General features: G+C 38.1%; 11 protein-coding genes. 3 read left to right on the top strand and 8 right to left on the bottom strand.

The features are described from left to right. Positions 1–122: 122 nt before the first annotated feature. The 4 genes from AC1DRF_RS01185 to proB all read right to left on the bottom strand — a co-directional run bounded on the left by AC1DRF_RS01185 (position 123) and on the right by proB (position 4370). Positions 123–1133, bottom strand: a complete 1011-nt coding sequence (locus AC1DRF_RS01185; protein ID WP_427076650.1) for a LacI family DNA-binding transcriptional regulator — start codon at positions 1131–1133, stop codon at positions 123–125. A 95-nt stretch (positions 1134–1228) separates the two neighbouring features. Beyond that, on the bottom strand, positions 1229–2005 hold the full coding sequence (locus AC1DRF_RS01180) for an alpha/beta hydrolase (RefSeq protein WP_230184055.1): 777 nt from the start codon (positions 2003–2005) through the stop codon (positions 1229–1231). 290 nt (positions 2006–2295) lie between these two features. Further along, complete coding sequence (locus AC1DRF_RS01175) at positions 2296–3540, bottom strand: glutamate-5-semialdehyde dehydrogenase (RefSeq protein ID WP_230184056.1); 1245 nt, start codon at positions 3538–3540, stop codon at positions 2296–2298. After that, complete coding sequence (gene proB, locus AC1DRF_RS01170) at positions 3537–4370, bottom strand: glutamate 5-kinase (RefSeq protein ID WP_043977576.1); 834 nt, start codon at positions 4368–4370, stop codon at positions 3537–3539. Before proB ends, AC1DRF_RS01175 begins: the two co-directional genes overlap by 4 nt. A 243-nt stretch (positions 4371–4613) precedes the next feature. Between proB and cstA the strand changes: the two genes are divergently transcribed. Continuing rightward, positions 4614–6422 carry a carbon starvation protein CstA gene (gene cstA / locus AC1DRF_RS01165; RefSeq protein WP_477740253.1) on the top strand — a complete coding sequence of 603 codons (1809 nt, stop codon included), beginning with the start codon at positions 4614–4616 and terminating at the stop codon, positions 6420–6422. A 279-nt stretch (positions 6423–6701) separates the two neighbouring features. After that, a complete protein-coding gene (gene katA / locus AC1DRF_RS01160) occupies positions 6702–8162 on the top strand; it encodes a catalase KatA (protein WP_427076651.1) in 1461 nt (486 codons plus the stop codon). 325 nt (positions 8163–8487) lie between these two features. Here the strand turns inward: katA and AC1DRF_RS01155 are convergent, their stop codons facing one another. After that, the gene (locus tag AC1DRF_RS01155; protein ID WP_427076652.1) at positions 8488–10737 is read right to left on the bottom strand and encodes a sensor histidine kinase; all 2250 of its coding nucleotides are present in this window, start codon (positions 10735–10737) and stop codon (positions 8488–8490) included. Next, positions 10715–11404 (bottom strand): response regulator transcription factor, encoded by a 690-nt coding sequence (locus AC1DRF_RS01150; protein ID WP_477740252.1) that lies wholly within the window; start codon positions 11402–11404, stop codon positions 10715–10717. The genes AC1DRF_RS01155 and AC1DRF_RS01150 overlap by 23 nt, the downstream gene beginning before the upstream one ends. 250 nt (positions 11405–11654) lie before the next feature. On the opposite strand from AC1DRF_RS01150, the gene AC1DRF_RS01145 reads away from it, so the two are divergent. Continuing rightward, positions 11655–13106 (top strand): alpha-amylase, encoded by a 1452-nt coding sequence (locus AC1DRF_RS01145; RefSeq protein ID WP_014457695.1) that lies wholly within the window; start codon positions 11655–11657, stop codon positions 13104–13106. Positions 13107–13135: 29 nt separating this feature from the next. On the opposite strand, the gene AC1DRF_RS01140 is transcribed toward AC1DRF_RS01145, so the two are convergent. Both AC1DRF_RS01140 and AC1DRF_RS01135 read right to left on the bottom strand, forming a co-directional pair. Then, on the bottom strand, positions 13136–14569 hold the full coding sequence (locus AC1DRF_RS01140) for an anion permease (RefSeq protein ID WP_427076654.1): 1434 nt from the start codon (positions 14567–14569) through the stop codon (positions 13136–13138). 279 nt (positions 14570–14848) lie between these two features. Further along, on the bottom strand, positions 14849–16048 hold the full coding sequence (locus AC1DRF_RS01135) for a class I SAM-dependent rRNA methyltransferase (RefSeq protein ID WP_043977586.1): 1200 nt from the start codon (positions 16046–16048) through the stop codon (positions 14849–14851). Positions 16049–16067 lie beyond the last annotated feature (19 nt).

The following is a 16067-nucleotide window of genomic DNA, read 5'->3' as shown; positions in this document are numbered from 1 at the left end:
AGCTTGGTTTTTTCCCCTACAGCATACAGTGTATAAGAAAGAGGGAAGTGGACGCAATGGTTAATGCAAAAAAGTGTGGACTTTTTGTCTCACACTTTCAGGAATAGTATATACATTCCTTATCAATTCATACGTTTTGTGGTCTCGCGCTCTACTAATAAAGGTGCCATTTTATACTGTATCTGATCTATTTCTTGCTGATCCTGAATTTGTTGAAGTAAGAGGTTTACTGCTTTTTCAGCCATTTTTTCCATCGGTTGACGGATAGTTGTTAGTGGAGGATGCGCTTCACTAGCTTCTGTAATATCATCAAACCCTATAACAGATAAATCTGCTGGAACGTGAAGCCCGTTTTGCCACGCACAGTGTATCACTTTCAGAGCAATGTAATCTGTAGCACAAATAAGCGCAGTTGGAGGCTCTGGATGATGAGCTAGCTCATTTATAAACTGATATAGTTCATCTGAGTTATTCATATCTTCTTTCACAAACTTTGCGTTTGCTGACGGTACATACTGATAAAAAAGGGACAGACGGTGCTCGACTCCGCTTACAGCTTTTCCAACGAACCCTATATTCTTATGACCAAGGTCCGTTAAGTGAGCAACAGCTAATTGCATTCCCACCGCATCATCTACATGTACAATCGGCCAAAGTGCAGAAGAGGCGTCTCCTGTAAGAGAAACGTAAGGCGTTTGATATTGTTTTAATACATCTACAAACGGATGCTGAGCAACTACATAGTCTAATAAAATGACTCCATCAAACCAATGGTTCATCATAACATTTAATTGACGCTCAGCCGTTGTTTCTTCGTAATCCGTGTGTCCAATAAGAACGTCCATCCCTCGACTTTGGACTTGTTGCTGTACCTTTTTTAATAGTTCAATTAGAAACGGATCTTTTAAATCTCTAATTAATATCCCGATAATCCCTGTTTTTTGGGCCCGAAGAGCTGCCGCAAATGGATTCGTCTGATACCCCAAATGAGCTGCTGCTTTTAGCACTTTTTGTTTAGTTGTTTCACTAATTTTAATTTTACCTTCTTTATTATTGAAGATTCTTGATACCGTAGCTAATGAAACACCCGCTTCTTTTGCTACTTCTGTAATCGTGACTTTTTTTCTCCCCATTCGTACCGACTCCCATTTCCTTTTAGTCTATCGACCAAGTAAACATTTTTCTTTATTATACTACTAGAAGCCGGCACCACTGAAAACTACCTTCTCTACTTTTCACTAAACAGCCACTTTAACACATCTTGAATTTTTTGATCCCAATATGCCCAGTCGTGACTTCCTTTTCCTTCTTCATATGTAAAACAAATAGGCTCTTGCTTACAACGCTCGGAAAAACGTTTATTTTCCTGATATAAAAAATCTTCCGTTCCACAGCATTGATAAATACGCGGAGTCACTTCTCCGTAGCGCCGGCGATTTTCAAGCAGCCAGAAAAGATCATCCTCAGGTCTAATAACAGGGGGCATGCCAAAAATCAAAGGATAATCTAAGAACTGAACTTCTCCTCGCCCTCCAAGCCCTTCAACTTCCATCACTCCTGATAAACTGGCAGCTGCAGAAAATTGATGTGGTTTGCGAAACGCCCATTTTAAAGCGCCGTACCCTCCCATAGAAAGGCCAGCTACAAAATTATCTTCTCTTTTTTCCGATAACGGAAAGAATGATCTAGCCAAGTGAGGAAGCTCTTCTGTTACAAACGTCCAATACTTCTTTCCATAAGCCATATCTCTATAAAAGCTGCGATCTACATTTGGCATTACAACTGCAAGTCCTAATTCTGATGCATAGCGTTCAATCGAAGTTCTTCTCATCCATATCGTATGATCATCAGAAAGACCGTGTAATAAATAGAGCGTAGGGTGTTTCTCACTTCTTGTATTGGTTTGTAAACCAATTTGAGATTTTGTGTGCTGCGGTATCAAAACGTTCATTGAAGTACTTATTTGCAATACTTCTGAAAAAAAATCACATTGCATAAACGCCATATTTCTCTTCCCCCTATTTTTTCTTCCCTATCGGTTGATAACAAAACGTACATCATTCATATAAAAGTTGAAAAATAGTTTGATTATTTACAATTTTTAGTTTAACATAAAAACATCTTTTATGAAAACGTTTTACGTATAACGTTTTTTAAATTGAAATAGTGACGGTGATTTAAAGAAAGTGAAAACTATGTTCACCCTAACAAAAAAAAACGAACCACTGATCAAAAATTTTGATCAGTGGTTCGTTTTTACTTTGTCTGAAATACTTTCGTCCCAGCCTCTTCTTTTTATCGAATTTGTCCATCTCCGTAAATAATATATTTTAGCGTTGTTAATTCCTTTAATCCCATCGGTCCACGCGCATGAAGCTTTTGTGTACTAATTCCGATTTCTGCCCCGAAACCAAACTCTTCTCCGTCCGTAAATCTCGTTGAAGCATTCACATAAACAGCGGCTGAATTAACGCGCTGTAAAAAACGCTGAGCATGAGCATAATTTGTTGTTACAATCGCTTCAGAGTGATGTGAACTATGAACATTAATATGAGAAACCGCTTCATCGATATCATCTACGATTTTAACCGCCATGATGAAATCCAAGTATTCTTTTTTCCAATCCTCATCCCCTGCGGGAACAAGATCTGGAACGATTGTTACCGCACGTTCATCACCGCGTACTTCTACATCTTTCTCTCGTAGCGCTTGAACAATAATCGGCAAAAATTCATGAGCCGCTCGTTTATGGATAATCAGCTTTTCGGCTGAGTTACACACCGCTGGACGAGATGTTTTTGCATTAATGACAATATTGGCCGCCATGTCACCGTCATATTCTTCATCGACATAAATGTGGCAGTTCCCAGTTCCTGTCTCAATAACGGGAACCGTTGCATTTTTTACCACTGCTTCAATTAAACCAGCACCGCCTCGAGGAATTAATACATCGATATATTCATTTAATTTCATTAACTCCAGTGCTGTTTCTCTCGACGTATCTTCAATAAGCTGTACGCTATGCTCAGGCAACCCTGCACTTGCCGCAGCTTGAGATAATACAGAAACAATCGCTTGATTCGAATAAAACGCCTCGCTGCCTCCGCGCAAGATAACTGCATTTCCTGCTTTTAAGCATAAGCCTGCTGCATCACACGTAACGTTTGGACGCGCTTCATAAATAATTCCTATGACACCAATAGGTACACGCTGCTGCCCAATTTGTAAGCCATTTGGTCGCTTCGCCATAGACAGCACTTCTCCTACTGGATCCGCAAGCGCAGCTACTTGGCGCAGGCCGTCTGCCATTCCGTGAATCCGCTCTTTATTTAAAGATAGGCGATCCAACATCGCTTTTGATGTGCCTTTTTGAACGGCTTTTTCTATGTCTAATTCATTGGCTTTTAAAATCGCTTCTTGCTGATTCAATAAAGCAGCCGCCATTTTATAAAGTGCCTGCTGTTTTTGTTCGCTCGTTACATTTCCTAAGAAATAAGAGGCATCTTTTGCCTGCTTTCCTTTAAGCTGCAATTCACTCATTTCATTACTCCTTCAGCTTGTTTTAAGAATAACGTTCCAATTTCTTGGCCCTCAATAATATCTCGCAAAATATTTGGTTCTTTACCATTTGCTAGGATTAAGCTCACGCCTGCACTTGTAGCTGTTTTAGCAGCGGTAAGCTTTGTGACCATTCCGCCTGTTCCAACATCCGTTCCGCTATCTCCAGCAAAATTCTCAAGCTCCGGTGTGATGCCATCTATTACTTTCATTAATTTAGAGTTAGGGTTTTTTGTGGGATCTGAATCAAAGAAACCGTCAATATCAGATAAAATAACAAGTAAATCTGCGTGAATCAAAACTGAAACAATGGCAGATAAATTATCGTTATCGCCGAAGCGCACGATGTTTTCAATTTCATCGATTGCAACCGTATCGTTTTCATTCACAATAGGAATTACTTTGTCTTCAATTAATTTTTCAAACGTATTCACAACGTTATTGCGCACATGTTCATCTTCGATTACATCCTTCGTTAACAGTACTTGACCAACGATGTGGCTGTACTCACCAAAGAATTTACTATAGATATGCATAAGCTCACATTGCCCGACAGAGGCCGCTGCTTGTTTTTCTCGAATAGAAGTTGGCTTTTCCTTTAACTTTAGTTTTTTTACTCCCACTTGAACGGCACCTGATGTAACAAGCACAACTTCTTTTCCTGCATTCATTAAATCGGATAAAACACGCGCTAGTTTTTCAATGCGTGCTAAGTTAATATCTCCATTATCATAGGTCAACGTAGATGTCCCTACTTTGACTACGATACGCTTGCTATTTTGTAACTCTTGACGATGGTTCACTCTTTTCATCTCCCTAACTAAAACACCTAAATGCGTACTAATTTTTTTAAAAATTATAGCAGAGATTATGCGAAAAGTCTTATAGTTTTTCAAAGGGAATTTGAACTTTCTAATTTTTTAAATAATTAAGGGAAAAACTGGTGATAAAAGCGCTTTCTTCTTTTATAATGAAAGTTGTAAGGGGAACACACAATTACATAACGTTGTGTAGTAGTACAAACGTCAGACAACTAAGGGATAGGGGGATTTGTAATGAATGCGGTTACGATTGTTATTGGATCTATCTGTATTTTAATGATTGCGTATCGGCTATACGGAACATTCATGGCTGTTAAGGTCTTGAAACTAAACGATTCGCAAAAAACACCAGCACATGAACTTGAAGATGGGAAAGATTATGTGCCAACCAACCGATGGGTAACATTTGGTCATCACTTTGCAGCTATTGCAGCTGCTGGTCCGCTTGTTGGACCTATTTTAGCAGCTCAGTTTGGCTATTTGCCCGGACTGCTCTGGCTTTTAATAGGAGCTGTAATCGGAGGAGCCGTTCACGATGCGGTTGTGTTATTTGCATCTATGCGCCAAAAAGGCCAGTCGCTTTCCGAAGTGGCTAAAAAAGAGCTAGGACCTGTCGCTGGTTTTTGTACAGGCTTAGCTATGCTTTTTATCATTACCATCACAATGGCCGGTTTATCTATGGTCGTGCTACACGCACTTGAGAAAAACCCTTGGGGTACATTCGCTGTTGGAATTACGATTCCGATCGCAATGGGGGTAGGTATTTACCACAAAAAAACCGGTAATTTAAAAGCGGCTTCTACCGTCGGCTTCATTTTAATTTTAATCGCCGTATTTAGCGGTCCTTATATTCAAGGAACAGCTTTAGGAGATTTTTTAACGCTAGATATTAAAACACTTTCAATTATTCTTCCCGTTTATGCATTTTTCGCAGCGGCCTTGCCCGTTTGRCTGCTTTTAGCACCTCGAGATTATTTAAGCAGCTTTATGAAAATTGGTGTCTTTATCGCGCTGATTGTAGGCGTGTTTTTCGTAAATCCAGCAATTCCATTTCCTGCAGTTACTGAATTTATTCACGGAGGCGGCCCTATTTTAGCAGGACCCGTGTGGCCGTTCATTTCCATTACGATCGCCTGCGGTGCTATTTCCGGCTTCCATGCATTTGTTGGTTCAGGGACAACCCCTAAGATGCTCGACCGTTGGAGTGACATTAAAGTTGTAGGCTTCGGGGCGATGTTAGTCGAATGCTTGGTAGGAATTATGGCATTAATTGCAGCAACAGCTTTACATCCTGGAGACTATTTTGCAATCAACTCTACACCTGAAGTGTTCAAAACGCTCGGCATGAACGTGACAGCTCTTCCTCAGCTTAGCCAAGAGATTGGTCTAAACTTAGAAGGCCGTACAGGCGGGGCTGTTACACTGGCCGTAGGAATGACATATATCTTCACAGAAATTCCTTGGTTCAGCCACCTGTCTTCTTACTTTTTCCAATTCGTCATTATGTTTGAAGCAGTGTTTATTTTAACTGCTATCGACGCGGGTACACGCGTTTCCCGCTATTTAATTCAAGACTTTTTTGGTGAATTTTATAAGCCATTGAAGCGAGTAGACTGGCTTCCGGGGTCCATTTTTGCAAGCGCCCTAGCCTGTTTTATGTGGGGGTATTTATTGTTCTCAGGAGATATTGGCTCAGTTTGGGCGCTGTTCGGCGTATCGAATCAGTTAATGGCCTCTATTGGTTTAATTATTGGGGCAACCGTTATTCTTAGAATTGCAGATAAACGCTCCTATATGCTTACTTGCCTTATTCCGCTAGCCTACCTTTACGTAACGGTTAACTACGCAGGTTATTGGATGGTTAAGAATGTCTATTTAAATGAAGCTGCGGCAGGTTACAGCATATTAAATGCAACTCTTTCAATCATCATGCTTATACTCGGTCTCATTATTATGATTGCTGCGATTCAAAAATGGACGCAGCTTTGGCGCACGCCTCAGGCTGAACTGGCAGCGAAAGCAAACTTATCACAAAATATATAAAACGAACACGCTTGCTTATTTAAATAAGCAAGCGTGTTTTTGATATGGTAATAGCCGGTCAAAATAATTGCACACCAGGCATTTTTATTATTAAACTAAATATACTATACAGAAAATTTTTAAAATAGTTCGTACACTTCATATGTTATATACCCCATTGACTACATCTCAAAATTAACAATTTAAATTATAATAATTATAATTTAGTATTGATTTTTTATTTAAAAATGTTATTATTATTTCTAACATAATAAAATTCAAATAAGAGGTGGTTCTAAGATGACAACAAACAAGAATAACCTGACGACTAGTTGGGGAGCTCCGGTTGGAGATAATCAAAATTCAATGACCGCTGGTTCACGCGGACCTACTTTAATTCAAGATGTTCACCTTTTAGAGAAATTAGCCCATTTTAACCGAGAGCGAGTTCCTGAACGCGTCGTACACGCAAAAGGCGCCGGTGCCCACGGCTATTTTGAAGTGACAAATGATGTTTCAGCCTATACAAAAGCAGCTTTCCTTTCTGAAGTAGGAAAACGAACGCCTCTATTTGCTCGTTTTTCAACAGTAGCTGGTGAAAACGGGTCAGCAGATACCGTTCGCGACCCTCGCGGATTTGCTGTTAAATTTTATACAGAAGAAGGAAACTACGACTTAGTCGGAAATAATACACCTGTATTTTTCATCCGAGATGCGATTAAATTCCCTGACTTTATTCATACACAAAAACGCGATCCACGCACACATTTAAAAAACCCGACGGCCGTTTGGGATTTCTGGTCTTTATCTCCTGAATCTTTGCATCAAGTTTCTATTTTAATGTCTGACCGCGGTATCCCCGCAACTTTACGCCATATGCATGGATTTGGCAGCCACACATTTAAATGGGTTAATGCCGAAGGAGATGGCGTTTGGGTAAAATATCACTTCAAAACAGAGCAAGGCGTAAAAAATCTGTCTCCAGACGTAGCTGCAAAGCTAGCTGGTGAAAATCCAGATTATCATACTGAAGATTTATTTAATGCCATTGAAAAAGGCGATTTCCCTTCATGGAAGCTGTACGTTCAGATTATGCCATTAGAAGACGCTGATACGTATCGCTTTGATCCGTTTGACGTAACAAAGGTTTGGTCACAAAAAGACTACCCGTTAATTGAAGTAGGTCGCATGGTCTTGGACCGCAATCCAGAAAATTATTTTGCCGAAGTGGAGCAAGCTACATTCTCACCTGGAACGCTTGTGCCGGGAATTGACGTATCACCTGATAAAATGCTGCAAGGTCGACTATTCGCATACAGCGATGCACATCGCTACCGCGTGGGTGCTAACCATCAAGCGCTACCGATTAACCGTCCGCGCAGCGAAGTAAATAACTATCAGCGTGACGGCCAAATGCGCTTTGACGATAACGGCGGCCGTTCTGTTTATTATGAGCCAAACAGCTTTGGCGGCCCGACAGAATCACAGGAAAACAAACAAGCAGCATACCCTGTTTCAGGCGTTGCCGATAGTGTTGCATATGATCATAACGACCATTACACGCAAGCTGGTGACTTATACCGCCTTCTAAGCAAAGACGAGCGTACACGACTAGTTGCAAATATCGTTGAAGCTATGAAACCTGTAGAAAAAGAAGAGATTAAACTGCGTCAAATTCAACACTTCTACAAAGCGGATTCAGAGTATGGAACACGCATTGCAGACGGTTTAGGATTATCTGTTCCGCAGCAAGTAAAATAAATTTATCTGTTTTCTAAATGAAAAAATAAGAATATTTTTCTCATTTTAGATTATCATTTATTCTCAATTAGGTTAACATTTTATCAATAAATAAGTATCCATATTTTATGGATACTTATTTAAATTCTTGTAAAAAGAGGAAGGGATGAAGAAATGATTGGACAAGAAATAAGATGTAATCAGTGTGATAGAGAAATAAAAGTACTAAAACACAGTACACTTTGCGGTTGCGGAATAAAATTACGAACGCTAAAAAAAGAGAAGCCACCAGCATAATGAGGTTGCTTCTCTTTTTTACTAGATATGCTGTTTATATTCACTGACATTAAAGAGTAATCGTTACTTTAAATAAATCTCCGTCAATTTCAATATTCAGTTCTCCTCCGTGCAAATCAATAATTGACTTAGCAATAGCTAACCCAAGTCCGGAGCCATCGGTTTGTCTTGAAGTGTCTCCTCTTTTAAATCGTTCAAACAGCTCATCTGCCTGCTCATTTAGTTCATATTTACTTACATTTTTAAAGGTTAGTTTCACTTGTTCGTTTATTTCTTGAACAGAAATATAGACACGCGTTTGTTCAAGTGAATATTTCAATATATTCTCTATCAAATTGTCAAATACTCTCCATAATTTTTGACCATCTACAGTAGCAAATATCGGCTTTTCGAGAGATTGAATACGAAATTGCAGAGTTGAATCTTCAATTGCTTCATTATATTCAGCTAAAGCCTGATGAAGAAGCTGGTTAATATCAATTTTGTCTTTATGCAATTCTACATTTCCACTTGCCATTTTTGACACTTCAAATAAATCATCAATAAGTGTCTGTAAACGTTTTGATTTACGGTCAATAATTTCAACGTAAGCATGTTGTTCGTCCGAAGTAAGATCTTGTGACTTTAGCAACGCTGTATATGTCATAATAGAAGTCAATGGTGTTCTTAAATCGTGACTGACGTTGGTAATTAACTCTGTTTTCAAGCGTTCACTTTTAACTTGAACATGCTGAGATGTTTGAATCTGCTGCTGGATATGATTTATGTTTAGTGCTGCTTGAGTCAAAGCTGATTTTCCTTTGATAGGTAACGGCTCTTTCCACTCGGCTGTGGCAATTTGATCAATTGAGATAATAATTTTATTTAAATAATTAACTCGTAGCATAAGCAGTATCAAAGTAACCACTCCTACAACACTGCCTATAGCTAAGTACAGTATGGATACTTGTTCTGCAAACATAGATCCACTAGTCAATAGAGCTGCAACAGCAAACACGGCAAACACTAAAAGCAGCACTACAACCATTATATGCATGCCAATATGTCTGATAATAAAAATAGATTGAAGAAAATAAATTACTTGATAAACACACGTTCTTTTATATTCTTCTTTTATATCATCTATTGTACGTATACGCTGAAACAGTAGAAATAATTGAAGTGCCCATAGAGAAATAGTTATAGATATTGCTATCATATAAAAGAAGAACGTAGCAACATGCTTATATGATTCTAATACAGAAGCAGGATAGCCGTTCAGAACTAGACTTAATGTAAAAAATGAGTATAAAAGAAAAACAATTATACAAATATCTAAAGGTATTTTTTTATAAACTCTCTGTACTGCAGTTTGTCTTGTTATTTCTTTTAAATGTCCAGTTATTGTTTTTTTGTAAATAAAGTAATCTATTAACAGAGCTAGTATCCCTGAAAATGCATACACGAGAAACGCTACATTTTGATGATGATAATAGTTATATTCATCAAATAAAGGACTAATGAAGGTTTCTTTTTCAGGAACAGCAATTATACCCGTAAACTTCTGCTTTAAATACCAGGTTGGGATCTCTGAGTCTACCTCACTGCTTAACGATGAATTTTTATATTCATCTGCTTGGAACACAAGCGGTGATTGAGCTGAATAAGTATGTTTATACAATATATTTTTCTTTTTTACTAATTGATTAACATCTTCTTTGCCTGCGTTTTGGATGTTCGTGTATATTTTGTTTGTGTTCCTATCTTTTAAATAATACACGATGTCTTTTTTATATTGAGATAATGTTTCTTGTCGATCAAAAGCTTCGTCATATAGTTTCTTCATTTCGAGTTTTTTGTTTTTCTCTATTTCTTCTCGAACGAATTGATCATCTTGAAACTTTTTTTGAATGTTTTTAACTTCTAGATCCTGCTGCTTTATATAGGCATCTTCAACGTTTTTACTCTTTGCCTGCTTAGCGTCTTCTATTTTTTCTTCATATTTATCGTGCACGTTTTTTATTTGTTCTGTTAATGTTCCTTCCGTATATCGATACGACTCAATCTCTTCTCCTGTTATCTTATTTGCATTAACGGTATTCTTATCTTTTTGTGTCAATTCTAAAAGGTAGAGATCATTTGTAAAACGACTTATTTGCTTTTTGAAGTCTTCTGATTTTACATAGCTGCTTTTTTGTAAATAGTTTGTTTTTAATAGATTATGCACGTTGCTAATTGAAGAAATAGTTGCTCCTAAACCAAATAAAAACAAGATAATCCCTATAGCTGAAATGACGCTACTTTTCCATTTTGTATCCAAGTCCCCACACAACCTTTACATACCTCGGATTTTTTGGTTCAATCTCAATTTTTTCTCTTATTTTTCTAATGTGTACCGCTACTGTATTTTCTGCGTTGTAGCCTGGTTCATTCCATACGCGTTCATAAATATCATGTATAGAAAAAACTCTCCCTGCATTTTTCATTAATAACTCTACAATTTTATACTCAATGGGAGTCAGCTTAATGAACACCCCGTCAAGAGTGACGGACTTAGCCTCAATATCAAGTACGAGACCTCGGATATCAATCGTCTTTGTTTCCTGATATGTACCTAATGTTACATATCTTCTTAACTGTGATTTAACTCTCGCTATCAGTTCTAATGGATTAAAAGGCTTTGTCACATAATCATCTGCTCCTACCTGCAGACCGAGCACTTTATCTGCATCTTCGCTTTTAGCGCTCAGCATAATAATCGGGATATTTTTTTGTTCTCGGATTTTAAACGTCGTTGAAATGCCGTCTTGCCTTGGCATCATAATATCAAGAATAATTAAGTGAACTTTTTCTTTATTTAGTATCTCTATGGCKTCGATTCCATCTTTGGCCGTAAAGACTTTAATACCTTCATTTTTTAAATAAATAGCAATGCCATTACAGATTTCTTGCTCATCGTCTACGACTAAAACCACATATTCGTTCATTGATTTCTCACCCTCCTTTCAAAAGTATATCATGGGTCATTTCGTCTATGGATTTTATTGTAAACTGCATTTCTTAAGAAAAAGGAAGGGGAAATCTTAAGATTTTCTTAAGCTTCATATGTTGAAAAAGGTTTAAAGAATAGGGATAACAGGAACGTTAAAAGAAAAAATATAATCAATTCCTCATTTGATTCTAAAGAACTATCCGTGAGCGATTATATCTTTTTATTTAAAAGGAGGATGATTTAACTTGGAACGGAATCATACAATTATGCAATTTTTCGAATGGCATGTGCCAGCTGATGGCGAGCATTGGCAACGCCTTAAAGAGCTCGCTCCTCAACTAAAAGAACAAGGAATTGATTCCGTGTGGATTCCCCCGGTTACAAAAGGTGTTTCATCAGAGGATAATGGCTACGGCGTTTACGACTTATACGATCTCGGCGAATTTGATCAAAAAGGAACCGTTCGTACAAAGTATGGAACCAAGCAAGAGCTGCATGAAGCGATTGATGCCTGTCATAATCATGGAATTAATGTCTATGTGGATATTGTAATGAACCATAAAGCTGCAGCAGATGAAAAAGAAACGTTTCACGTCATTGAAGTGGACCCCATGAACCGAACAGAAGAAATTTCTGAACCTTTTGAAATTGAAGGGTGGACAAAGTTTACATTTGAAGGGCGCGGCGATCAATATTCTTCTTTCAAATGGAACTTTAATCATTTTAACGGCACTGATTACGATGATAAAAATGGAAAAGAAGGCGTTTTTCGTATTGCCGGAGAAAACAAAAGCTGGAACGAAAATGTGGATCAAGAGTTTGGCAACTACGATTATTTAATGTTTGCGAATATTGATTACGATCATCCTGAAGTTCGAGAAGAAATGATCAAATGGGGAAAATGGTTAGCAGACACTCTGCAGTGCGACGGTTATCGATTAGACGCCATTAAACATATTAACCACGATTTTATTAAAGAGTTTGCCCATGAATTGTCCTCTTCTCAAGAAAAGCCCTTTTATTTTGTGGGAGAGTTTTGGAATCCAGAGTTAACAGCCTGTCAGGAATTCCTAGACGTGATTGATTATCAAATCGATTTGTTTGACGTATCGCTGCACTATAAACTGCATGAAGCCTCTCAGCAAGGAAGAGATTTTGATTTAACCACGATTTTTGATGATACATTAGTCAAGACTCACCCTTTGAATGTTGTCACATTTGTAGATAACCATGACTCTCAGCCAAATGAATCTTTAGAATCTTGGGTAGAAGATTGGTTCAAACAGAGTGCTTACGCTCTAATTTTACTTCGTGAAGACGGTTATCCTTGTGTGTTTTACGGAGACTATTTTGGAATAGGCGGAGAGCACCCAATTGAAGGAAAAGAAAAAGATATTTCCGCTCTCTTGCATGTACGCTATGACAAAGCATACGGCCAGCAAGACGATTATTTTGATCACCCGAATACTATTGGATGGGTAAGGCATGGTGTAGAGGAATTTGAGAAGTCTGGATGCGCTGTGGTGATGTCAAACGGTGAAGATGGCGAAAAGAGAATGTTCGTCGGTGAACACCGAAGTGGACAAACGTGGATTGACTTCACAAACAACCGAGAGGACCAAGTTGTGATTGAAGAAGATGGCTACGGACAGTTCCCTGTAAATGGCGGCTCTGTATCCGTTTGGGCTGAAGCATAAAAAAAACAGTGGCCTGCGCCACTGTTTTTTTACCATAGACCTAGCAGTTTCCACCACAAGCCGCCAATTCCAATCCAAATGATAATATGAATAATTGAAATTAAAAAGCCGAGCGACCACCATTTTTGCTGCGTTACATATCCACTACCGAAGAACACCGGTGCCGGTCCACTTCCGTAGTGAGTTAAACAGCCAAATAAATTGCTAAAGAACGCTAAAATTAATGCTGACAGTAACGGAGGCGCACCAGCGGCCACGATGACAGATAAAAATGCTGCGTACATAGCGCTGACGTGAGCCGTGTTACTCGCAAAAAAGTAGTGAGAATAAAAATATGCAATAGCTAATACAATCAACGCCGTCATCCAAGACATATGGCTAACAGTGCCTTTCATCAGATCACTGAACCAAGGAATCATGCCTAGATCATTTAAGAAAGTTGCCATCATAACCAAAACAGCAAACCAGACTAATGTATCCCATGCTCCCTGTTCTTTTTTGATGTCCGACCAGCTTAACACTTGCGTTAAAAGCAGCGCACATAGACCAATAAAAGCAGTTGTTGTTGCATTAATATTTAAATTAGCGCCAAAAATCCACAGCACAAGAAGAAGTAAAAATACGCCAATCATGTACCATTCTTCTTTCTTTAGCGGACCCATTTCATTTAGTTTTTTTGCTGCAATTTCAGATGCTTCCGGCGTTTCTTTTAATTCTGGCGGATACAGCTTATAAATAACGAGCGGAATAACGATTAAACTAATAATTCCAGGTACGATTGCAGCCGCTGCCCAGCCAACCCATGAAATAGTTTTGCCTGTAATTTGTTCCGTCATTTTAACCGCAAGAGGATTGGCCGCCATTGCTGTTACGAACATAGCGGATGTGATCATATCTCCTTGAAACGATACTTTTGTTAAGAAAGCACCGACTCTGCGCTCCGTACCGTCACCAGTTCTCGATCCGTATGTTTCGGATAAAGAACGAATGATTGGAAGAATAATTCCTCCAGCCCGTGCTGTATTAGACGGCATTGCAGGTGATAAAAGTAAGTCACTTACGATAAGAGAATACGATAGTCCCAACGTCTTTTTACCGAACAAACGAACGAAGATATAGGCAACCCTTGTTCCTAGACCAGTCTTAATAAAACCTCTAGAAATAAAGAATGCAATAACGATTAACCAAATCGTCGTATTTTGAAAACCGCTGAGCGATTGTTCAAGCGTTAATGTATTAGTTAATACAATAGTGGTTAAAGATAAAATAGCTACACTGCCCAATGGCAATGGTTTAATGATAAGCCCTACGATAGTAGCCACAAAAATAGCGAATAAGTGCCAAGCCTTCAAATCAAGTCCGGACGGAGGTGTAATAAACCATAAAATAAGTCCGATTGCCAGACAAATTAATAAAGGAATAAATTTCACTTCGCCGGCAGGCTTTTTTGTTGTTTCAGCCATAATCTTTCTCCTTTCATGTTTTTAAATAATAGTAATAGTATGCTCTTTCCACTTCGTACTCAATACTTATCCCATTTAAAATAAAATAATTGTAAAAATACGTTTCGTAAGGATGATATTGTAAAATTGTGAAGTGTTGAGCATAATTCCTTTATTATTTTATCATATATATTGACAATATTTATCTCTTACCTTCATTTTATTCCCTTCAAAATAGCTTGTAAGCGTTATTTTTTTGAAAATAAATAAACTGCATGAATTCATCATGCAGCCTTGCATTTAGCGATTTACTTTTTGAATAAACACGACTTTTAAATAATTACCTGACTTAAATTCTTTTATTGTTTTAAAATCAGCTGGAAGAGCGAACTGCTCCATCATTTTGTACTGTTCCCCTTTTTCATTAAAAGCTTTTTCAATAAACGAATGGAATTTTTTCATATCAAAATTGCTTGCGTTTGTAGATGCTACAATGACACCATTTGGCTTTGTAAGAGCAATAGCTTCTTTTAATAAATCTTTGTAGTCTTTTGCCGCGCTGAACGTATGCTTTTTCGACTTGGCAAAGCTCGGCGGATCTAGCACCACAAGATCGAAGGTCATGTTCTTCTTGACCGCATATTTAAAATACTTGAAAACATCTTCTACGATAATGTCCTGTGCTTCGTGATCAATTCCATTTACACTAAATTGCTCAATTGTTTTAGCCAAGCTGCGATTGGCTAAATCGACACTTGTTGTTTTCGCAGCTCCTCCAAGAGCGGCCGCCACTGAAAATGCTCCTGTATACGAAAACATATTTAGCACGGTCTTTCCTTTTGCATATTTATCTCGAATCGTTTTACGGACGTCTCGCTGATCTAAAAAGACTCCCACCATCGCTCCGTCATTTAAGTAAACGGCAAAACGAATACCATTTTCTTTTACAATTAAAGGGAATTCACCTTTATCCCCTGCTACAAAATCATCTTCTTCAATATACTGACCCTTTACGTTAAAACGTTTTTTCTGGTACAGCCCTTTAAAGTTAGGCGCAGACTTTAAGGCTTCAATGACGTATTCTTTAAATTGATAAATTCCTTCACTATACCAACTCATGACGTAATATCCGTCATAATAATCAATAATCAAGCCGCCGATTCCGTCACCTTCACTATTAAATACGCGAAAAGCAGTTGTGTCTTCAGACGCATAAAAGTCATGACGAGATGAAATAGCTTGCTGAATTTTTCTAGCAAAAAACGCCGCGTCAATTTGCTCATTTTTCTTCTTCGTAAGAATCCATCCGTAGCCTTTGTTTTGTTTTCCATAATAGCCTTTGGCTAAAAATTGATTCTTGGGAGTGACTAAGTTAATAATAACCCCTTCTTCTTGCAGTTTATGACCATCAACAAGCGCATCTTTTTCAATGAGTGGATAACCCTTGTTCACTTTTTTAATAAAAGCTTCTTTGGCTATAACTTGTACTTCTTTTCTCATGTGTACACCCTATCTATTT

The organism is Priestia sp. P5_B4, assembly GCF_056400385.1.
This window is presented reverse-complemented; position numbering and strand designations above follow the sequence as displayed.

Bases quoted from the DNA above. Each gene is read 5' to 3' on its own strand.
- AC1DRF_RS01185 (WP_427076650.1), bottom strand. From the start codon at position 1,133: ATGGGGAGAAAAAAAGTCACGATTACAGAAGTAGCAAAAGAAGCGGGT.
- AC1DRF_RS01180 (WP_230184055.1), bottom strand. From the start codon at position 2,005: ATGGCGTTTATGCAATGTGATTTTTTTTCAGAAGTATTGCAAATAAGT.
- AC1DRF_RS01175 (WP_230184056.1), bottom strand. From the start codon at position 3,540: ATGAGTGAATTGCAGCTTAAAGGAAAGCAGGCAAAAGATGCCTCTTAT.
- proB (WP_043977576.1), bottom strand. From the start codon at position 4,370: ATGAAAAGAGTGAACCATCGTCAAGAGTTACAAAATAGCAAGCGTATC.
- katA (WP_427076651.1), top strand. From the start codon at position 6,702: ATGACAACAAACAAGAATAACCTGACGACTAGTTGGGGAGCTCCGGTT.
- AC1DRF_RS01140 (WP_427076654.1), bottom strand. From the start codon at position 14,569: ATGGCTGAAACAACAAAAAAGCCTGCCGGCGAAGTGAAATTTATTCCT.
- AC1DRF_RS01135 (WP_043977586.1), bottom strand. From the start codon at position 16,048: ATGAGAAAAGAAGTACAAGTTATAGCCAAAGAAGCTTTTATTAAAAAA.